We start from the raw sequence: 22,340 nt of genomic DNA, 5'->3' as shown, positions 1-22,340 counted from the left end.
AAATAGATTAAAACTGCTTATAGATGAAATCAGACACATCGTAGCCGGGTCCCCAGATGCCGCACACTACGGTAACCACGATTCCCACTATCATAATGATCCATCTAAGCCACAATCCCTGGCACAGTATCTTTTCCCTTAAAACAATACCCCTGCTGTTCACAAGATCAACGATGATCATAAGCAATATGCCAAATACACCAAGGAGGAAGTTTCCTCTTGTAAGCCCGAACTGGTACATGCTTCCGTCAACATATTTCCACGGAGTGAATACAAAAGAATATCTGATGATCCTTACAGCCTGCATTATATCGTCCGCTCTAAAGAACACCCACGCATAAGCTACAAGAATAAAAGTTCCCGCCGTCTTTACAACTCTGTGTGAAAAACTTGCTCTTCCAATGTTAAATGTCTTTGTGATCTTGTCCCTGACAGGAGTAACTATACTTCCTATCACCTGATATACACCGTGAAGAAGTCCCCATACAAGGAAAGTAAAATCTGCGCCGTGCCAAAGGCCGCTCACAGTAAATACAATAAGTATATTGATAAACTTTCTGATTGTTCCTTTTCTGTTTCCACCAAGCGGAATATACAGATAATCTCTAAACCATGACGAAAGTGAAACGTGCCACCTTCTCCAGAACTCCGCGATCGACCTTGCAAGATAAGGACACTCAAAGTTATTCATTACATCAATTCCAAGAATCCTTGCTATTCCGATCGAAATATGTGAATAGCCCGCAAAATCCGCGTAAATCTCAAATGTATAGAACAGGATCGCAACAAAAGATATCGTTCCCCTTATACCGTCTTCGGCATCAAATACAGCTTTTACAAAAATAGCAAGTCTGTCCGCAACAACAAGCTTAAGGAAATATCCCCAAAGCACCTGAAGAAAACCGTTTCTGAATCTGTCAAAATCAATGGGCTTGGGATTATCGAACTGTTCCAGCATATTTCCCGCTCTCTCGATAGGTCCGGCAAGAATCTGCGGGAAAAATGAAACAAAAAGAGCAAATTTAAGATAATTCTTTTCTGGGACAATATCTCCCCTGTAAACATCAATCAGATAGCCTACGGACTTAAGTATGTAAAAAGACAGTCCGAGAGGAATGATCATATTATTCAGCTGAATATTTCCATAGGCTCCTTCTGTGGCAATACCCAGAATCTGCATGAAGAAATTAAAATATTTGAACACAAAAAGAATTCCGAGATTAAAGAGCAGGCACAAAACAAATACAAGCTTTGCCTTCTTCTTTTTTCCCAGGTAAATACCTGTTGCATACACCGACAGCATAGAAAGTACGAGGACAACCATCGCCCCTATGCCTGCAGTTGAATAAAATATCATACTTGCTATAAGAAGCCAGATATAGCGATACTTTATCGGAACTATGAAGTTGATCAAAACGGCGCATGGCAAAAATACCATGAATGCAAATGATATAAAGGTCATTGTTTCTCCCTGTGGTCTGTAAATCAGTGTAATGTCACATTATTTATCATTTTCAAAATTGATGCGCTTTTCCTCAACAACTATGGGACGGCCGATAACTCTGGTGTTGATGTTAAGGATATACTCTCCGGTAAGCCCTATGAAAAAGAGCTGTATTGCACCGATAAGGAACATTCCGATGATCATCGGCGCGTAACCTGCATGGAAGCTGTACCAGTGAGTAAGCTTAAGTACAAGATATACAAATGCAACGATCATATCTATAATTGCACAAGCAAATCCCGCTATAGTACAAAGACGTAATCCCACCTTTGTATATGATGTAATACTGAGCATTGCCGCATCATATAAGGTATAGAAATTATTGTGTGTCTTGCCTGCTCTTCTCTTAGGCTGCTCATACTCAACCGTTGTCATATTGAAACCGGCTCCGTACTCAGCAACGATTCCTCTTATGAACGGAATCGGATCGTTAAGCTGTCTGAGAAGTGTTATAAAGGTCTTGTCATAAAGACCAAAACCTGTAAAGTGCTCTATCATCTGAACACTTGAAATGTTCTTTATAGTCTTATAGTAGACAGTTCTGAGGAAATAAATTAATCCGTTTTCTTTACTTGAAGATTTTACCCCGCTGACGATCTTGTGGCCCTCTTCCCACTTTTTTACAAATACGGGAATAAGCTCAACCGGATCCTGGAAATCGGCACACACGGGAATGACGCAGTCTCCGTCCAGAGAGCACATGCCATGAAAAGGCGAATTGAACTGTCCGAAATTTGTGACATTAAATATCGCCTTTATCTTATTATTTCCCTCGCAGATTTTCTCAATCTTATCTCTTGTTCCGTCTGTAGACGCATTGTCTATGAAAACGATCTCATAATCATAGTTTGAAAGATCTTTTTTCATGACATTTTCAATTGCGGAGGAAATACCCTCCACGTTCTCCACCTCATTAAAACAGGGGATCAAAACACTTATTTTTTTCATAATACTCCTAAAAAATGCGGTGCTGTATCATCATAAAGCACCGCATTAAAATTTAATGTATCGTCAATCTATTTCCACCTCATCTGCTTCATCTTCGGAAGTAGATGTTTCATGGTATTCCTCCTCAGTGTTAACGTTCCATATGTTGCTGCGGTCTGTCTCTCCACTTATGATATTCTTAACAGCCTCAAAGGATGTACACATTGAATGATCGATATTGTTATATCTATGCTGACCATTTCTGCCTACGCAATAGAGATTGTCGATAGTATCAAGATACTCGATGAGCTTGTCCATCTCATCATATGTATCAAAGTAAGCAGGATAAGCCTTTTTAACTTTCTCCATGTGATAGTCGATAACTTCATCTGCCTTGTCGATAAGTTTAAGCTTGACCATCTCATCAATTGCCATCTTGGCAAACTCATCCTCGGTCATATTCCACATGTTATCGCCTTCAAAGCAGAAATACTCAAGTCCGACCCATACTGTATTCTCAAGATCTTTTACCAGATAAGGAGACCAGTTGTTGTAAATCTGGAATCTTCCCATCTTAACACTTCTATCCTGAACATATACCCAGTTATCAGGCACGATATTTCCGATAGTCTTGATCTTGGTCTTATTCTCAAGATTAAGCTTAGGAACAAGCACACCGAGAGTCATATAATCACGGTAAGGAAGTCCTGCGGCAATTCTTGCGGGATCAGCGGGAACATCATTCATTCCTGCAACGAGATCCTTTATCGGCATTGAGCTGATAACTACATCGCCGTCAATCTCAATCTCTTTTCCATCAACAAGATAAGATACGCCTTTGATATGATTGCCGTCTTTCCTGATTCCGGTAACCTTTGCATTTACAATAATTGTACCACCGAGTTTCTTGATCTCCTCAGCAGTTACGTCCCAGAGCTGACCGGGGCCGAGCTTGGGATACTTGAACTCTTCTATGAGCGAAGTGTTAACCTTACGGTTCTTAACTTTAAAAAGTCTTCCAAGATAGTCCTTGATTATTCCGAAAATAGATAAGCCCTTGGTTCTCTGCTTGCCCCATGAAGCATCAATCTCGCTTGGATGTCTGCCCCAAAGGTTCTCGGTATAATACTCGAAGAACATTGAATAAAGCTTCTTGCCAAAGTTATTGATATAGAGATTCTCAAGATTGTCCTCAGGTCTCTTGTGGAAAACAGAAGCCATATATGAGAATCCAACCTGCATTGTAGTCAAAAAGCCAAAGTTCTTAAAAGTCTCACCCTTAAGTGAAATCGGGTAATCGTAAAACTTTGAATCAAAAAGAATACGTGAGACACGATGTCTCTTAAGCATTACTCTGTCTGTTTTCTCAGGATCAGGACCGCCCTCTGTCATCTTCATCGGTCTGTCGAGAACTATATCATCATAAGTGGGTTTTCCCTGTCCGGGAAGCATCTTATCCCACCATGCATTAACTTCGGGAACCTTGGTAAAAAATCTGTGACCGCCCATATCCATGCGGTTTCCTTTATACTCTACAGTTCTTGATATTCCTCCAAACTGGTCGGTTTCCTCAAAGATTACTACCTGATAATCCTTTGACTTGGTCAAAAGCTCATAAGCAGCAGTAAGCCCCGCAGGACCCGCACCAATAATTAAGGCCTTCTTCATCACATTTACCCTCATTTTCTAAATAATCGTCCGTTCATTATCTTGGAGACGAACAATAATAGTAGTATACCCTACCCCATAACATTCTTCAAGATAGCACTCCATGTGCGACATTTGGGGGTATTGGCGATATGCGTTCCATAAGTCAGGTTTGCACAGGGGTTATGTTCGTTGACATTCAAGGCATAAGCAAGCGGTAATCTTTATTCTTCGCTCCTAAACTCGCCCATAAATGGGCTCAAACAAACGGAGCGAGAACAGAATAAAGATTTCCGCTTGCTTATGCTCTTGAATGTTACAACTCACATAAATACTGTGAAAACCTGACTTATGGAACTGCGTAGTGGCGAATAGCCCACCTGTACGCCTTCATAAGTATACGCTACATTAACAAAGTATTAACATTTTATCACAATATTGGCTATATAGCAATTACATTATTTATAGGATATGAAACGCACTCATTTACATCAATATATGCCGAGCGGGATATGGTAAAACAACAGACCTATATAGCTATTTTTCGCAGACGGCAAAGACGGTATCAGTTTTGAAATGTGCAGTTCTCGGACGAGCAAGATGATTTTCAAATTAAATAAAACCCGAAAATGCCGACTTCCCTGAGCAACGTCGAAAGGAGGCATTTTCGGGTTTTATGAAATTATGAAAATCACTGCGCAGCCGAACACAAGCATTTCAAAACTGATACCATCGCTGCAGGCTGTGAAAAATGGCTATATAGGTCGTCCGTTTACATATACCCCCGGCGTTACTCAGCTCCTGCGCCGTGCTCTCTGGCAAGCGGATATGCTCCGGACTTGAGCTTCTCATAAGCCTCGGGATAATTATCTCTGAGCTTGTCATCCGAGATCATGAAATACTCATCGGGATCGAATTGGCCAATTTTGATAGTGTCATTCTCAAGGTATGCGAATGGCTCATTTTCCTCATAGTAGTTGGGGATATGAGCAAGAAGCCTTGAAAATACCTGTCTTCCCTTTAATGTGAGGTGCGTTCCGTCCAAAAGATACTCTTCCGCCGTATCAAGGTAGAGATCGCACTTCTTGTCGTCGTTCATCGCATCAAAATCGATAAGATCAAGATCTTCCGCTACATTAAGTGCTTTTCTTGCATAATTTGCAAGAGTATCTATTCCGTAACTTACTACATAAGAATCGCCAAGGAACTTTCCATTGGTATCCTTATAAATTCCGTAGAAAGGAGTCATAAGGACAATTCTTGCATTGGGACTGATCTCCTTAAGAGTTCTCACGCCTTCTTCAAGAGCTTCATAATATGAATGAAGCGGATTGCCTTCAAACTGTGTTTTATCAAGCGGCATTTTATCAAAGAAATCGTTTGCACCATATTCTATAAAGTAATAATCAACCTTCTCAGGATTTATATTATTCATATTACTCAGAACGTGGGGATAATTCTGAAAAACTCTGTCTCTGTCAATCTTTCCCGCAAGACCGTAGGTTATTCCGTTAAAAGAAATAGAATCCCACTTAGACAATGATGAATCTGTAGTTGAATGCTCAAGTGCAGCGGTTGTTCCACCGATTCCGAGATTATATGCGACAGAATTCGGAACTCTTTCAGATACAAGAGAAGCAAGATCGTTGCCGCTGTCTCTTCCGTTCTCAATCTGGCTGTCGCCGATAAATACCATGACTACTTTGTCTTCGTCTTCCTGCGGCTGCTCTTCCTCTTTAGTATCTTCAACCGAAGTTGAAGCTTCAGCATTGGCTTCATCAAGTGTCGGCTTATAAATATCCTCTGCCAAAACCAACGTTCCGGCTTCTGAAGCCTGATCGCTTTTACCGCTCATGCTTGCGGCAAGATCGTCATTTATAAATTCCAGTGCAGTGTCTGCATTTTTATCAATTGCAGTACATCCGCAAGTCAGCATAGCTACCGTTGTTACCCCCACAATAAAACTAATTATTTTTCTCTTCTTCATTTTTCCTCCTCGCTGATACTTCACCAAGTCCTATTTTAACACCAATCTGTCAAAACGTTCCGACAGGAGTACAAAAATTAATGAAATCTACAATCAATCTTAAGAAAGTCTTAAGAAGTTGTCTTTTGTTCAACAACATACATGTGTAATATCAATAACTATTACTGTTCCGTCTCTTTCTTTTTTCCGAGTTTTACAACTCCAAGTATTATTACAGTAACGAATCTCACGATGTTCACCGCAACAAGGCCATAGGCAAATCCTACCATTCCCCACTTATACGTAACCGGGATCACTATGGTCACAAAAACAATTCCATAAATGAGATTGATAATAAACTGAAGTTTTTCTTCCGTAAACGCAAGAAGCACAACCATCAATGAACCCGAGATAAAATAAAGGAGCTGTCCGAGGTTTGCCAAAAAGAAAAATTTCGAAGCCCCATCATATACATCGGGAGTAAAAAACAGCTTTACATATATCATTGAAAAGCCGCTACACACAAGCGCTCCGAGGAACGTAAGTGCCAAAAAAGCCGATCCGATTGTGGCAAATATCTTTTTATTCATCTTAATCTTATAATTTGTAAGATAGCTTATGACTACACCGTTTAGCGGAGTCGTGAGCATTGCTACGATCTTACCGATAAGGCTGGCAGTATAAAAATCTGTAACCTGACCTGCCTCGGCAAAATGCTTTAAGAGAATTCTGTCTGAATTAAGTATCAGATTTGCCAGCACGTTTCCCATGGCTATGTACCATGCAGACTTCATATTCTCTTTAAACGCACCCGACAAATTAAAAAACGGCGCCCTGAATATTTTTCCGGTCATAACAGTGAAAATGATACCGAAAATCTCTCCGAGGAACATCACGAGAACCCAGTTCTTGGTAACCGGGTACAACATAAGTCCCAGCACATATCCCACAGATACAGATAAGAAGAAAAAGAAATATTCTTTAAATCTTATGTTCATCCTGTACTGAACGTCCGAATAGTACCTGAAAACCGTAACTATCATGAGAACAAGTACGGGAACAAAGAGTTTTAGCGATATTCCCTCCGCCAGATAAATAGCTCCGAAAGTAACAGGAATAGAAAGAACGGCAATCATCAAAAGAAATACATTGTAATCTCCGTTTGTTTCCTCTCTGTCTTTTTTTGCCATCATTCTCGAGTAACTGGCTGCAGTTCCAAATCCCGCACCCATTACAGAAATGATGGAAATTAAATAAAGAACGGTGTCAAATCCGCTCCTTCCAATGCTTTTTTCAATATTGGAATAAACAAGAAGCTGTAGAACACCGTTATAGATAATCAGCGCCAAAACACTGAATATAAAGTCTTTGGAGGCTTTTTTTACAAGCCCCGACTTATTTTTTGTATTACTATCTTCCATTTGATCGCTAATCCTTATTTCATCATGTCTGTTTCTTTGTGACGCTGAAGCATGTTAAGCTGCATCTCAAATTCACGTCTGTTATTAACCGCAAGTGTGGACAGTATAACTCCCGCAAAAAAGCTCTGAACCGCAGAAAGCATGATAAAGCAGCAAACTATCAATGTAGGAAATCTGGGTACAAGCCCCGTACGCCAATACTCTGTGACGATCGGCACCAAAAAGAATATCGATATAAGTGCAAGTACCATCGAAAATATGAGAAAGAATCCAAAAGGCTTATAGTTCCTGTAAAGCTTTGCAATAGTCTTAAGAACCTTCATTCCGTCTTCATAAGTATTGAGCTTACTCTCAGATCCTTCCGGTCTGTCTCTGTATTCGATAACAACATTGTCGATCTGCATGTTGTTGTAAACAGCATGAATGGTCATCTCTGTCTCTATCTCAAATCCCTTTGAAAGAACGGGGAATGTCTTTACAAACTCATAGCTGAAAGCTCTGAATCCTGTCATGATATCTCTGATATTGCATCCGAACAACTTGTTGATACTTCCTCTTACGAGGTTATTTCCAAAGTTATGGAAAGGTCTTTTGTTCTCCTGATAATATGTTGATGAAAGTCTGTCTCCGACTACCATATCCGAATTATGATTAAGAACAAGGTCAACCATCTCGGGAGCCGAATCCATGGGATATGTATCGTCTCCATCAACCATTACATATACAAGCGCGTCAATCTCGCGGAACATGCGTCTTATAACATTGCCTTTTCCCTGCATAAATTCATTGCGAACAACAGCGCCTTCAGCTGCTGCGATCTCTGCAGTGCGGTCTTTCGAATTATTGTTATATACATAAATAACTGCCTCGGGAAGCGCCGCCTTGGCATCTCTTATAACCTTCGCTATAGTCTTTTCTTCATTGTAACAAGGTATCAGTACTGCAATCTTATCCATAAATATCCTCTTCAAGTAAATAATTTCAGTAATGTATCAATATGTCTTTCCTTTTGCATAGGCGCTTACAGCGCTGTTAAACATTTTCTTTTTTCCGTTGATCCAGGCATTGGTCTGAGCCTTAACCGTTATTCTGACATCATATTCGCCCTGTCCGGTATATGTATAATTGGGCGCATTGGTATAAGTAACCTCTTTAAGATCATACTCAGATTCAGCCTTCTTCTTGTGCTCGACCACCACTTCATAGTGCTCGGCGCCGTCAACGGGCTCCCAAGCAAAATAAACTTCCGTGCCGGTTGCACCTTTGCGGGTAACTCCGTCTTTTACTTTTGGAGCTGTAAGAGCGTCTTCGCAGGTATTTCCGTATGCAAATTCACTAAAGTCGCCGCAGATGGCTTTCTTCGCATCGCCTTTATATGCCCTTACTTTAATCCTGATGTCATAATTGATCTTATCTTTGTATGTATAACTCGGCTCATCAGAATACACATCCTCAATATGAGAATATGATGTGCTTTCATGAGGTTTTCCTTCGACGGAAATTTCATACCTGTCTATGTTCTCATCAGGTTCCCATTTGAAAGTTACTTCCACTCCTCTGTCACCTATCTTGGTAACTCCGTCCTCAATCTCAGGTATTATAATTCCGTTCTTGGATTTCTTCTTTTCCTTTGGCTTTTCATCGGAATTCTTTCCGTCTGCTTTCTTGTCGTCCGCAGATTTTCCTTTAGAAGCGCTGTCACTTGCAGACTTACTCACCGACGAACCTGTTGATGCGCTACCAGCCGCTGCGCTGCTTTCCGAGCCTTTCTTTACATCCTTACTTACATCACTGATCTTTGAAGTAACATCATCCGAAGATAACTTTGATGATGCTTCTGATGCCGCCGTCGCTGCCTCAACCGGCGCATCGGATGACTCCTTTGATGACGCTTCCGATGAGCCTATAGATGCTCCGTCTGAAAACCCTTCGATAGCGGCAGAAGAGCCCTCACTATAAGAAGTGCAACCGCTCATAAGACCGATTGTCATGCACAATGCTGCAACAAATTCTATTTTTTTTGACATTGTATAAATCTCCCTTTGTCAAAACACCCAAAAGGTAAACCACTTAACAATTAATAAATCCATAGCATTATAACATAATTCACATCATTATTCAGCATTTCCTTTGTTTCGAACCTATCCTCACTCTAATCCGTAAACATAGATATTGTAAGGTGAACCGTGTCCGCTGTACTCGCCGATCGGCGCAAGTCCCTCTTCAAGCGCATTGGATATATCAATTCGTGAAAAGAGATATTTGCACCCAAGTTTCTTAAGTTCCCCCGCATCAATATAAATATTGTTATCGGTAACGCCATACATACTCTTTGTTGCCATTACTATCGTCGCATCGGTTCCGGAATAGAGATAACACCTCGCTCCCCACTCATCAAAATAGGCTGCTGAAGCCGGATTTTTGGAAAGTGCCGGCGCGATTACTTTTCTAAATTCTTCTTTATAGCTCTGAGGATAAAAGCCCAGATATCCGTCAAGCGTTGCAATCCCGTTATATTCAAGAATGGCGGGATGCATTCCGTAAGCAACGCTCCATTCACCTTCTTTGTAGCCAATCTCCTTTTTTACATCCGAAAAAAGTTCCTCAGAATAGAACTCTCTGTAATTGAGGTCATCGAGCTTATTCCCCATGACATTTTCTTTTACTATATGATAGAGCGTGCCCCTAAAATCATTGTATCTTGTCGGCGTAATGATGACGAACACCACCGCCGTCGCAATGACCGCATATGACAAAACGCCCTTAAAAATTTCTTTCTTGCGCATTCTGTATGCAATAATAAACAGCATTGCGCACCAGATAAACGGGCTGAAAAAGACCGTTCTGTTAAACTGAAATCCTTTTAAAGGCGGAACCACTGTCGCAAAAACATCGTCAACTTCTCTGATAAAATAAACACCGTAAACAACCGCGTTAAACACAAGGATCAACGCACAGAGATTATATGCATCCGTAAAAATACCCCTGAAATTCTTTTTGTAAACATATCTTCCGTTCAAAAAGATCAGATACAAAAGACACACAGGCATCACGAAATACTTGTGACAATCCTCCGCATGCATCATGCCGTTTACAAATACATCTCCCACAAGCGCAGGCACTTCAGATACCTGCACATAGCTTTGAACCATCGTATCCCTTATAGTAGTAACATCGGAAAAAAGCATCATTCCAAATAATCTGTATTCGAAGACCACGAATCCCACTGAAAGCGCCACAAGCCCCGCGATAAGCCCGAAGCTCGGCCTTTTGTCCCGAATCCACATCCAAATTATTGCTATGAAAAGATATCCCAGAATAAAGAAACCAAAGTATGAAAAGTACGAAACAAAAGGATAGCAGAAAATAAGCACAACATACCCTGCCATTCTCCGAACCCTCTTAGGATCGTCACTTTTTTCCGTCAAATATATTCTTCTGAGAAGATAGACTATAAGCGGGATTGAGGCAAAAGAAATCCCAAACGCCGGAAAAAGATTTAAGACTCCGTACAGAAATCCCGCGCCCACGGCCAGATTTAGTTCCGGCGCATATTCTTCTTTCAGACAAAATCTTGCACGCTCAAAGAATGAATCTATTTTTTCACCAGAAAGAATCGTGCAATCAACAAATAACAGCACGCAGGAAAAGACAGCAATGCCAAGCTTTAATACATATCCCACTATATAAGCCGTAAAAGGTGAAAAGATCATATACAGAACTGTATACAAAGAAGCTTCACCCGGAAGCACATCTCTTGACACTCCGCCAAGAAACGGTGCGCTGACTCCGTGCGAAAAAAAAGTGCCGGTGTTTCTCAGCATCGCAAACTGAGCGATAAAGAGGTCCATGTTGTCATGAACCCCTATATAGCTGTTCTCACCAATGGCACAATAAAATACTGAAATAATCAGAATAAACAAAAGAACTGCAAATATAACAAAACGCCTTTTCAAGAGTTTCATTTTGTCAAATTCCCCTCAACGCCGACGATCATTTAATGTTGTCATCCTCGTTATTCTTATTGCCGATCTTCATTCTCTCATGACCGCCGAGCTTGTTTGCAGCGTCCTGGTCACCTCTTAAAATCGCATTGACAATCTGCATACGGAAGCCCGCATCAATAAAGTCACAGTGCTTACAGAACGGATAGTTCTGTCTTCCCTCTGCAATCTTCTTTCTTACTGCCTGGAACTGAGGACTTCCCCATGCTTCCTTAAGACTCATCTTGGTAAGATCGCCAAAATCGGTAGTCTCAAAGTTATCGCAGCAGCAAAGTCCCATCTTGCCGTTGGGCATGATCCACATATCTGTGAAAGGAAGAAGACAAGTCTCCTTAATAACCTTCTCGGTTGCCTTCTTATTGGGCGCACTTCCCGCTCTGTTTGTAAGAACTTCCTGAAGATATCTCATCTGAATCTGGATATCAAGGTCCTTAAACTCATCGGGATGAGCCTTTACATAATCATAGAGTTCCTGAATATTCTTATGAAGCTTCATCTCCATCGAATAGTTGTTGATGATAAGCTGATTGATATATGGTGCAACCTCTTTTACCTTATCGATAGTAAGGATAAGTCCGTTGGTAGACATGAAAATAAAGCTGTCCGGAAGTTTCTCCCTCGCATACTTGTGCCTCTCAACAATCTTGGTATCCAAGAGGGGCTCATTATTTCCGTAAAGTGTAAGATGTCCCTTATATCCCCAGTCTGCAAGCTGATCGATGATATTCTTATAAACATCGTCGTCAATCTTTGCAAGAGGTCTGCACTCCGCATGAACATTGGCTGTACAAAACGCACATGTGGAATTACATCTGTTGATAGTCTCGATATTTACAACATTGGGCATCGGAACTTCCTTGGAATTAAGGAAGTAATCACAATAAGCCTTCTGAGACTTACTTCTTGTAAAAAACTGTAATTTAAGGTATGCGTTACTTGCAAGCATCGGAAAATGCTTTCTCGCAAACCAGCCAAATTTTCCCATAAAACTGTTTACTCTTATAGGCATTAAAAAATCTCCTTACCACTCAGCCGATCACTCAGCTTTTTTCTGATACAAATAGTATGTAGCGGTCTGATTCGGATCCCATGGATCGATAAAGTCTTCCTGCAGAACAAGATCATAATCATCTACACCCTCCGCAGGTTTATTGACAGATATCACAAAATCAACAATCTTTTCATGAGTGAACCTTTTTTGTTCCTCAAGAACCTTCTGCATATGCTCTTCATTCACGGTCTGCGTCTGGAAGTAATAGCATACGGGCAATGTATCCGTCACCGTGTAGAGTCCCGCATCAAAACCGTTCTCATTTATGATCTTCGGATTCTCTATTCCGCTTGAAAGCACATGATCACGGAAATGATAGAGCCAAAGGTCATTTTTCGCAATTTTCATATACGAAACATTTGGTGAGATATTATACGCAGTAATTCCCGCTACAAGCAGCATCAATACCATAACCGCACTTGTAAGCCCGGTAAGTTCGTCTTTGAAGCCGTCGCGATTTAGCTTAAGATACAACCCTTCAAGTAAATATCCTATCGCGGTAACCCCAAACACCGTAAATCCATTTATTGGAAACGGGTAATATGTTATGCTGACTCCCCCGATGAAAATGATCAGCGTAAGGAATCCCAAAAGCATGGCTATGTTGACATATTCCGCAACTTTGACCGGAATTACAACTATATCTCTTTTTATAAGCTTGTATTTGTCTTCCGGAATAAAAGAAAATACAAGAGCCACAGTAAAGTATAACGCACCAATAAAAATAGTCAAATACACTAATTTATTATCGTAAATATGATCGGTCATCTTATCGTAGATAACGGCCATTCTCTCGGCAAAAGACAGTTTTTTCGAATACCCGAAAACATTTTCGTAGATGTACACACGTCCCCAGTCGACGATCGCATTATTCATTCCGAAATATACAAGTCCCGGTATAAATGTGATCGCCATTCCGCCAAGAAATACAACACAGCTGACAAAAGCTTTTTTTACAGCCTTAGCCCCTATGATATCCGCAAAGAATACCATCGCCATCCATGCAAAGAAAAATCCCAGTGAATTGAACTTGATATGAAAAACGCATCCCGCAAGAATTCCGCCAACAAGAACTCTTTTGTATCTCATGGGTTCCGGATAGTTCTCTTTAAAGTGCCTTATCGAAATATACATTCCCCACATAATAAACGGGAAAAGAAACTCCTCAGCACTTCCGCCCCAGTAAAAGCATCTTGATGTATATACGATAATTCCCACAACCGGCGTTAGGATGTATGGCATGGAAACAGATCTTAAGTACACCTGCATGATCCTAAATGCCGCTTTGAGAGCCATTGTACATGCCAATATCTCAATTATGTACACACCCAGAAACGTTGTTCTAGAGATAAGAGAAGCCAACATATATATGCTGTACTGAAAGATTCCCTTCTGATCGAAAAGATCCCTGTACGGCACCATACCGCTCAGCATACTTTTTCCGACTGTAAAATAACTGTTCGAATCATCCCATATATTAAAAGCATACAGGAAAGAAGATCTTGAGCATATTGTCATTATCACGGCACCCGTTATAAGGCACCAGACAAATGAAAGCAGCCCGTCCCTCCTCTCATCCGGAGTATCATATTTTTTTGAGTTTATGTTCATGAATAAGTCCAAGTAGCACCTTTAATCCGCACGCAGCAAAAGGAAGCTGATAAATGTAATATCTCATTGCATAGCGTGAGGACCCTTCCCAAAATTCGTGGAAAACCATTCCACCAAAGATTAACAGTAACATCAGCATCTCGTAATCCGAAACATGCCTTTTCCTCAGAACTTCTATAAGATATACAACTACCCCCAAATAACAGAGCGTCATAAAAACATTCATAATCCAAGCTAAAACAGTACTTCCAAATCCAAATACAATACTATTTCCCAGCGCCGATATTTCATGATGTCTGCTCACATAATCAAGATTTTGCGTTGAAATGCAAACAGGATCGGCCCACTGGGTTATATATTTCCTTGTAAAAAATCTTGCGGCATAAAAAGGATGATGTGCAAAAAGATCGATCCTCTCTTTGATATTTGCGATAGCCGCTTTCTTCGTAAGTTCCGTATCGTAATTATTTTCTCCAAAAACGGCATAATTATAACCGTTAAACCACCCGGGTTCCAGACCTCCGTCTTCCTGAAGTCCCATTGCTATATGTGCCACGGAAGGATTACCTTTGGGTATTTGCTCAAGTCCCGTAACCTTCGTGTAGTGATTGTTTATATACGCCTTTTGGCCGAACACAAAAATCAGCATACATATTGCTATGATCACTCTGTTTTTTAGCTTCACTTTGACATCATCGTCTTTGGATCCGATACCATTAATAAACAGTATCATTATAAGCGCAATTACAGTAATTTCACAATTGGTTTTCAACATGACACCGATAGCAATGGCCAAGCCCGATCCAAGCCCGTATCTCTGCTCTCCGGTCTTCATGTACCTGATCATCAGATACAGCGCCAACGTCTGCGGTCCCATGCTGAGAATATCGCCGTAAATATAAGTCACATAATTGTAAAAAAACAATGCTCCCATAGATAAAAGCGACATAATGCCGCATATTTCCGCATCTTCAAAACACTCCATGCATATTTTATCCAGAAAATACATTGTAAAAAGAATCGATATCAGCTGCGCAATATCCCACGCAAGATAATTTCCGGAGCCAAAAACCTTAGTCATAAACTCGCCGAAAAAGACATATCCCAGCTGGAAAGGCCAGATATAAAGATAGCCGCCTTTTTCCGTAAGCTGCGAATAATCACCTCTTACAAAGCTGTTTATATGTTCATCCAGCGTATCTGAGTCATTGACCGGCATCGGCTTTATTGAAAAGATCAGCGTCAGGCAATACAAAACGCAGAACACAAGCCCTATTACCACAAGCTTTTTGTTCTTTGCAAAAATCTCTTTTTTCTTGAGAATGTAAAAGATAAACAGACTAAGCCCGACAGATATAACAAGAAGCGGGATATTTTCCATTTTAAAGTACAGCTTATCATTCTCCTGATGCATCTTGTAATAAATTGTTGTAAAAAAACTGCACCCAAGGATCAGCACCGCACCGAGAAGAAGACATGCGCAAATTGCCATATTAAAGGCTTTTTTAAGCTTCACTTTTCTCATTACCTCCGTTCAAAAGGCCAATGATATCAGCGGTAACAAACAAATATGAAGCGACATAAAATATCGAAATATAAGCAATATCAATTATTTCCGCCCCAAACAGCGTAATGCCGTAAACTATCAACGAGCATATATTTGCAACTATCATAAAAGGCATTATCTTCTTCCTCACCATCATCGCAAAAGGAGTAAGAAGGATAAGCATCGCATAATCATATCTCTCATGCATTCCCGGAAGAAGGATCACGCAAGTCCAGGATGTCCATATCGCAAGGTAAAGAACAAGATTTCTGTCTATCTTTTCCCTGAATCTGTAACAAAAAAACGCGATAACAACAAGTACAGCAGCAAGTACCATTACAGCCGCCGTCGAAAGAAGCTTGTAATGATCGTCGAACCCCCAGTTATAAATATTGGGGCAATAAGATACCATTCCGTATCCTTCCGAATCAAGCTCCCCCGTCTGTTCCAGATAAGCGAAATAAGTTGCTCTTAGTCCATGCTTTGCAAGAACTTCCGGAAGTCCGGCAACAAGATAGACAAACGGAATCCACAAAAACTCAAGAATACTGAAAGCCGTCTTTTTAGAAAGCTCTTTTTCCTCATTCTCAGCACCGTTAAATCCGCCTGTAATGTAAATTATCAGGTAAAGAGGAAGGAAAAGTATCGCCTGAAGCTTAAACGCAAAAGCAACAGAGTACCAGATCATTGAGCCCCTGTATTGCTGCTTTAAAAGCTTGTACATCGCAATCATCAAAAAGCATGTGTATACCGCATCAACCTGCTTCCAAAGTGCTCCGTCAAAAATAACGAAGGGCAGGTAAAGCGTCATAACACCGATAAAAACAGAGCAGCGCTTTTTTTCCGTAAGAAGATAAAAAATCTTGTAGATAAAAAACGCTGATATAAATTCACATATTGCAGGGACAATGCTGAGCGGCACCCATGCTTCGCAAGGAAAAAGCGAAGACAGTGCATAGATCACGTTAAACGGAACATAGTAATCCCCGGGAGCGTTTGAAAGTCCCTTGATGATTCCGTTTTGTCTGTAAAACTCAACCCATTCTTTATAATAAAAATTATAATCCGGAGAAAGCTCTGTATTGGGCGCCAGTTTGAACCTTATGAATACAGAAATAAGAATAAGTAATCCGATAGCTATCTCGAATAAATACTTATCTATAAGGTTTCTTATGAGTTTGTCCAATGCAAGTTCTTTCTTCATGTATATTATTCTCCGTCATTTAAAAGAATTTACGCAGGCGATAACTCTGTCCTGCTCATCTCTTGTAAGTCCCGTATACATCGGAAGCGATATTACTTCCGAAGCAAAGCGCTCAGTGATCGGAAGACTTCCCGCGGGCACACTGAGGTACTCGTAAGCCTTTGCCATATGAGGCGGAATCGGATAATGTATCAAAGTCATTATGCCGTTATCTTCAAGATATTGTCTTAATCTGTCGCGCTCCGAAGATGCTTCCTTACCGTTTTCTCCGGCACCTTCCGTCGGAACTCTAAGTACAAACTGATGCCATACACAGGTTGCATTATCGGCAACAGACGGCTTTATCACCTTTGGATTATCAATTCCTACTGTGTAGTAGTTCGCAAGTTCTTCTCTTTCTTTTGTTATCTCGTCCATGTGAGTAAGCTTAACCCTAAGAAGTCCAGCCTGAAGTTCATCAAGCCTTGAATTTGCACCGACCACCATATTGTAGTAGCGCTTCTCACTTCCGTAGTTTCTGTATATTTTAACAAGTCTTGCAAGCTCCGGATCGTCAGTGGTTATAGCGCCTGCATCTCCGTAAGCCCCCATGTTTTTGGACGGGTAAAAAGAAAAGCATCCGATGTCACCAAAAGATCCCGTCATCTTGCCGTTATATTTTGCTCCGTGAGACTGTGCACAGTCTTCGACGAGCTTAAGATTGTGTTTCTTGCAGATAGCACAGATCTTGTCCATGTTTGCGGCATGACCGTAGAGATGGACAACGAGGATTGCCTTAGTCTTGTCCGTTATATTCTCTTCAATCTTATCTGCATCTATCTGATAGTATTCATCAGGCTCAACAAATACAGGTGTCGCGTCATTTATGGTTATTCCCATTACGCTTGCGATATAGGTGTTGCCCTGAACAATGACTTCATCGCCCTTGCCGATTCCAAGTACTCTAAAGGCAAGCCAGAGAGCATCAAGTCCGTTTGCAACTCCGACCGAATGCTTCGTTCCTACATAAGAAGCAAACTCTTCCTCGAATTTCTCGACTTCTTTTCCAAGGATGTACCATCCCGAGCGAAGAACCTCGAGAGCCTTCTCCTCATATTCTTTCTGATATCTGAAATATCCGCGGTCCATACGGCCCTGCATGATCTTTTCCATACTTTGATGGTACCTTTCCGTTACTGAGTTCAAATATTGAAACCATATATATGTAAATGTTTCCTCGTTGTGTTTTCCATGGATTCATATCAGAAAAAAGTCTCATTTCATGGTCATTCAAAGCATTCGACTTTTTTCTGATATTTCATCCCGGAAATCATCAACTCGTGCAAATATTTACATATATATGGTTTCAACATATTCACTTAGTAACTACATTCCATTTGTTCTTAATTTTTTCATGCGCAAAAATCACTTCTCACCCTTATCGCCTTGTGAGCGGTGTACTTCGTCGATGATGAACGGAGGGCGTTTACGTGATTCCTCAAGTGTACGCCAGATGTATTCACCAAGCATTGAGAGCATGATAAAAATAAGTCCGAATCCGAAAAGGACAACGCTCATAAGAGATGCGTATCCAAGTATCGGGGTTCCTGTTGTAAGCTTTTCTTTTATGGTAAGTATGATACCTATCAACGATAACAACGCAAATACAAATCCTACCGTCGCCATGCATCTTATCGGGAAGTAGGAGAAGCTCATCATTGAATCCACAACGAGCTTGATTTTCTTTCCGAGGGTCCAGCGGGATTTACCGACTTCTCTGTCTTTTCTGTGGAAGTAGATTTTCTCTGTCTTAAAGCCTACCCACATAACCTGAAGTGTAAGAGATGAATTTTTTTCATCCATCATCTCAAGCACCTTTATTACCTGTCTGTCTACAAGATAGCAGTCGCATCCGCCCTGAGGCATATCTTTGTTGATAGTCTTTCTTACAAGCCAATAATAGCAGCCTGCAAAAAACTTCTTAACGGCATTTTCATCTCTTGAGCCTCTGATAGCCAGAACTACCTTATTGCCGCGTTTCCAGCTTTCGTACATTTCAAGGATAAGTGTTGAATCTTCCTGAAGATCGGCCTGTTTGGTAACGGCGCAGTCACCTGTACAAACGGAAAGTCCCGCAAGAAGTGCCGCATGCTCCCCAAAGTTTCTTGAAAGCTTTGTAGCTATGACATTTTTATCCATAGCGGCAATCTTGTTTATAATCTCCCAGGAATTGTCGCCCGATCCGTCGTCGACAAATACTATCTCATATTCTTCAAGCTTACCGAGAACTTTTTCCTTGAGATCGTCATATAAAAGCTCCAGTGTATCCGAGTTGTAATAAACCGGAATAACAATAGAAAGTTTACTCATAATATCTTTTACCCATTAATTTCTTTTATAAATTCATCATAGTCGCGAATGTACTCGCTCTCGATGTAATGTTCGCTTGCAAGGCAAAGAAGAACCGAATCGGGTGAAAAATCATACATTTCCTTCCACACCATTGGTCCCAGATAAAGCCCCATTCTGGGCTTATCGAGAGCCACAACTTCTCTCTTCTTGCCGTCATCGATAAGAACCTTACTGCTTCCGCTTACGTTTATAAGCACAAACCTGGTATATCTGTTGGCGTGATTGCCTCTCTTGATATCCCTCTCAGATCCGTATATATAGAAAACCCTTCTGATGTCAAAAGGGATGTCAAATCCCGATCCTTCGGCAACTACAAGGTTTCCCTTCTCATCTCCGAACTCTTTAAATTCAAGAACTTTATAGTTCTCGTCAAAGTCACTTCTCATTTTTTACCTTTCTATCTTCTCAATTACAATTTCGTCTTTGTCGTAATACCCCAGTGTAAAACTATATGCCCAATCTACAGGACCATCCCCTATATCGAAATGATACAGTATCTCAGGTTTATATTGATGTTCTTTAAAAACAACTTTCTTTATCGAAGAATCATGCAACACTTTAAGTCTTTCTTTGTTCTCAGCCTTATATCCCGCAGCTGTTCCGGATACAAGATCATATAGACATGATGTCACCGAATAATAATGATAATCAGGCTTAATACAAAGAACCGATCCGAATACAAAAAGAAGCAGCAATGTCATAACAACAGACACTGAAGCTCCGGAAAAATCATCCTCAGAACCTTTTGACTTCAGGCCGTAATTTTCCTCAAGATACTGCCTTATCCAGATTGTAACATAAAAAATATTTAGAGCCGCAAGTATTACAAATTCCATCCACGGAAGCGCACGCACTCTTCCGGATCCCATATCACCCGTTCCAAAATACACCGGTGTCATATTAGCCGATATCATTGCATAAGCAAAAACCGTAAATACAAAAGGATGCCTGAATCTGTATTTGATGCTTTTTCCCATCTTCCAAAATATGGGAACCAATAAGAGCAGGAACACCAATGTTTCCCACCTCATCATTTTATTAATAATAACATCAAACGTTGAATATAGCGATATGAGCACTGCCTTCACCGGCGGATATCCATTGGTACTTTCCTTTCTCACGTAATTACCGGGCGCGATCAAAAGTATTACAAAGCCGACAAGATTGCATATTGCAGGAATATACAGCTGCCTAAAGCTCTTACTCATTCTGTCATCTGCATCATATAATTTTATAGCATTCTTTTTTTCCAAAAAAATAATTATCAAAAGAAGCACGGAACATATCGCAAGCTCGAGAGCAGTCATGAAATTTGCTCCCCCCATGCAAACGCCCCATATGCACGCCCATATAAACATGCGCTTTCTCTTCCCGGCATCTTCATCATATACACATCCGATCAGAAGCCCTAACCAGAAAAATGCCATTCCGAAAGTAAACGTGTAATTTATTGCACCACTGTACCAGTAAAAAGCCTCGACTCTGGTTTCAGTATCGCCAATGAACTGAGTGCACATAATAAGCGTTATCATCGCCGCCGTATTAGCAAGATATTTATCTGCCTTAAGTGCTTTTACAAAAAGAGCATTGAAAAAAAAGCACACTCCGAATGTCAGCATTCCCAGAACCAAAAAAGTTCCGATAAAATAAAACTGTTCACCATATGCCGCAGGAGCAAGTGTTGTCAATAAAATTGAGAAAAAATACCCTTCATCAACCTGATATACATAACCGACTTTCTCAACGGCTTTTATTATGGACAAAAATACATTTCCCGTTTCTACAAAGCAACGATGCGGCCAGTTCGGCATAGAAAAATCATCTGCACTGGGAAAGTTATAGAACGCCATAATCAGCATGGGAACCACACACAAAATATACGCAACCGTAAAAAAGATGCTTAACTTTTTTGCGGATATCTCTTTTTTCCAAACAGGAAGTTTGTATTCAAACATCTACGTTATACTCCTTAGCCGTAGTACTCTTTATACCACTTTGCGAATTTTCTAAGTCCCTCCGTAAGCGAAGTAGAAGGCTTAAATCCAAAATCATTTTCAAGAGCCGTCACATCGGCATATGTAATCTCAACGTCGCCCGGCTGCATAGGTACAAGCTCTTTGTGTGCCTCGAAATCATAATCACTTGGAAGAACTCCCGCAGATATAAGTTCTTTTTGAAGGATATCGACGAAGTCCAAAAGATTGACGGGATCGTTGTTTCCAATGTTATAAACTTTATACTTTACACCGTTCTCATTTTCATCGGGAGACTTCTTCATAACGTTCACGATACCTTCAACGATGTCGTCAACATATGTGAAATCTCTTTTACAATTACCGAAGTTAAAGATCTTGATGGTCTCTCCCTTTACAAGCTTATTGGTAAATCCAAAGTAAGCCATGTCCGGTCTTCCGGCAGGTCCGTAAACCGTAAAAAATCTAAGTCCCGTTGAAGGAATTCCGTACAGCTTTGAATAAGCGTGGGCAAGAAGCTCATTTGATTTTTTAGTCGCAGCATAAAGAGATACCGGGTTGTCGACCTGATCCTCAACGCTGTAAGGAATCTTCTTGTTGCTTCCGTAAACGCTTGAGCTTGAAGCATATACAAGATGAAGAACGCCTTTATATGAGTCATCTGTTACATCCTCATCATAGGAATGTCTGCACGCTTCAAGAATATTGTAGAATCCGATAATATTGGAATCGATATACGCATCGGGATTTTCAATCGAATATCTGACACCCGCCTGAGCCGCAAGATTTACGACAACTTCAGGTTTAAACTCTTTAAAGATCTTATCGATAACACTTCTGTCTGAAATGCTGCCTCTTACAAGTGTAAAAGACTTAGAATCCCCGCCTGTAAGTTCATCAATCTTCTTAAGTCTGTCCTCTTTGATCCCTACATCGTAGTAATCGTTCATATTGTCTATTCCAAGAATAGAAATACCTGTATCTTTATATTTTCTTATAAGTTCAAGCACGAGATTCGATCCGATAAAACCGGCTGCTCCCGTTACAAAAACTCTTTTTCCGCTAAGATCTATATTACTTGCTAACATTTTTAAC

General features: G+C 40.6%; 17 protein-coding genes. All 17 read right to left on the bottom strand.

The features are described from left to right. Positions 1-7 precede the first annotated feature (7 nt). Positions 8-1,462 (bottom strand): MBOAT family O-acyltransferase, encoded by a 1,455-nt coding sequence (locus DL92_RS0109025; RefSeq protein ID WP_026667468.1) that lies wholly within the window; start codon positions 1,460-1,462, stop codon positions 8-10. A gap of 39 nt (positions 1,463-1,501) precedes the next feature. Next, the gene (locus DL92_RS0109020; RefSeq protein WP_026655807.1) at positions 1,502-2,452 is read right to left on the bottom strand and encodes a glycosyltransferase family 2 protein; all 951 of its coding nucleotides are present in this window, start codon (positions 2,450-2,452) and stop codon (positions 1,502-1,504) included. A gap of 63 nt (positions 2,453-2,515) precedes the next feature. Next, complete coding sequence (locus DL92_RS18805; RefSeq protein ID WP_034468839.1) at positions 2,516-4,099, bottom strand: NAD(P)/FAD-dependent oxidoreductase; 1,584 nt, start codon at positions 4,097-4,099, stop codon at positions 2,516-2,518. Positions 4,100-4,868: 769 nt separating this feature from the next. After that, positions 4,869-6,065, bottom strand: coding sequence for an SGNH/GDSL hydrolase family protein (locus tag DL92_RS0109010; protein WP_026655809.1), 1,197 nt, complete (start codon positions 6,063-6,065; stop codon positions 4,869-4,871). Positions 6,066-6,226: 161 nt separating this feature from the next. After that, positions 6,227-7,465 carry a lipopolysaccharide biosynthesis protein gene (locus DL92_RS0109005; protein ID WP_026655811.1) on the bottom strand — a complete coding sequence of 413 codons (1,239 nt, stop codon included), beginning with the start codon at positions 7,463-7,465 and terminating at the stop codon, positions 6,227-6,229. 14 nt (positions 7,466-7,479) lie between these two features. Further along, complete coding sequence (locus DL92_RS0109000) at positions 7,480-8,421, bottom strand: glycosyltransferase family 2 protein (protein ID WP_026655812.1); 942 nt, start codon at positions 8,419-8,421, stop codon at positions 7,480-7,482. 36 nt (positions 8,422-8,457) lie between these two features. Beyond that, a complete protein-coding gene (locus DL92_RS0108995) occupies positions 8,458-9,492 on the bottom strand; it encodes a hypothetical protein (protein ID WP_026667467.1) in 1,035 nt (344 codons plus the stop codon). A 120-nt stretch (positions 9,493-9,612) separates the two neighbouring features. Continuing rightward, positions 9,613-11,430, bottom strand: a complete 1,818-nt coding sequence (locus DL92_RS0108990) for a DUF6044 family protein (RefSeq protein WP_026667466.1) — start codon at positions 11,428-11,430, stop codon at positions 9,613-9,615. Positions 11,431-11,458: 28 nt separating this feature from the next. Beyond that, on the bottom strand, positions 11,459-12,478 hold the full coding sequence (locus tag DL92_RS0108985; protein ID WP_026655815.1) for a radical SAM/SPASM domain-containing protein: 1,020 nt from the start codon (positions 12,476-12,478) through the stop codon (positions 11,459-11,461). Positions 12,479-12,505: 27 nt separating this feature from the next. Next, positions 12,506-14,131, bottom strand: coding sequence for a hypothetical protein (locus tag DL92_RS0108980; RefSeq protein ID WP_026667465.1), 1,626 nt, complete (start codon positions 14,129-14,131; stop codon positions 12,506-12,508). Continuing rightward, positions 14,106-15,656, bottom strand: a complete 1,551-nt coding sequence (locus tag DL92_RS0108975) for a glycosyltransferase family 39 protein (RefSeq protein WP_026667464.1) — start codon at positions 15,654-15,656, stop codon at positions 14,106-14,108. The genes DL92_RS0108980 and DL92_RS0108975 overlap by 26 nt, the downstream gene beginning before the upstream one ends. Beyond that, positions 15,637-16,881 carry a hypothetical protein gene (locus DL92_RS0108970; protein WP_026667463.1) on the bottom strand — a complete coding sequence of 415 codons (1,245 nt, stop codon included), beginning with the start codon at positions 16,879-16,881 and terminating at the stop codon, positions 15,637-15,639. Before DL92_RS0108970 ends, DL92_RS0108975 begins: the two co-directional genes overlap by 20 nt. A 15-nt stretch (positions 16,882-16,896) precedes the next feature. Further along, entirely contained in the window at positions 16,897-18,033 is a 1,137-nt protein-coding gene (locus DL92_RS0108965; protein WP_026667462.1) for a DegT/DnrJ/EryC1/StrS family aminotransferase, read from the bottom strand. A 252-nt stretch (positions 18,034-18,285) separates the two neighbouring features. Next, a complete protein-coding gene (locus DL92_RS0108960; RefSeq protein ID WP_026667461.1) occupies positions 18,286-19,230 on the bottom strand; it encodes a glycosyltransferase family 2 protein in 945 nt (314 codons plus the stop codon). A gap of 8 nt (positions 19,231-19,238) precedes the next feature. Beyond that, the gene (locus DL92_RS0108955) at positions 19,239-19,658 is read right to left on the bottom strand and encodes a sugar 3,4-ketoisomerase (protein WP_026655823.1); all 420 of its coding nucleotides are present in this window, start codon (positions 19,656-19,658) and stop codon (positions 19,239-19,241) included. Positions 19,659-19,661: 3 nt separating this feature from the next. After that, the gene (locus tag DL92_RS0108950; protein WP_026667460.1) at positions 19,662-21,227 is read right to left on the bottom strand and encodes a DUF6056 family protein; all 1,566 of its coding nucleotides are present in this window, start codon (positions 21,225-21,227) and stop codon (positions 19,662-19,664) included. Positions 21,228-21,241: 14 nt separating this feature from the next. Then, positions 21,242-22,333 carry a GDP-mannose 4,6-dehydratase gene (locus DL92_RS0108945; protein WP_026667459.1) on the bottom strand — a complete coding sequence of 364 codons (1,092 nt, stop codon included), beginning with the start codon at positions 22,331-22,333 and terminating at the stop codon, positions 21,242-21,244. Positions 22,334-22,340: the final 7 nt, after the last annotated feature.

Origin of the sequence: Butyrivibrio sp. AE2005 (assembly GCF_000686965.1) — a bacterium.
GTDB classification, from domain to species: domain Bacteria; phylum Bacillota; class Clostridia; order Lachnospirales; family Lachnospiraceae; genus Butyrivibrio; species Butyrivibrio hungatei_A.
Note: the sequence above shows the minus strand (reverse complement) of the source record. Positions and strands in the feature narration are given on the sequence as shown.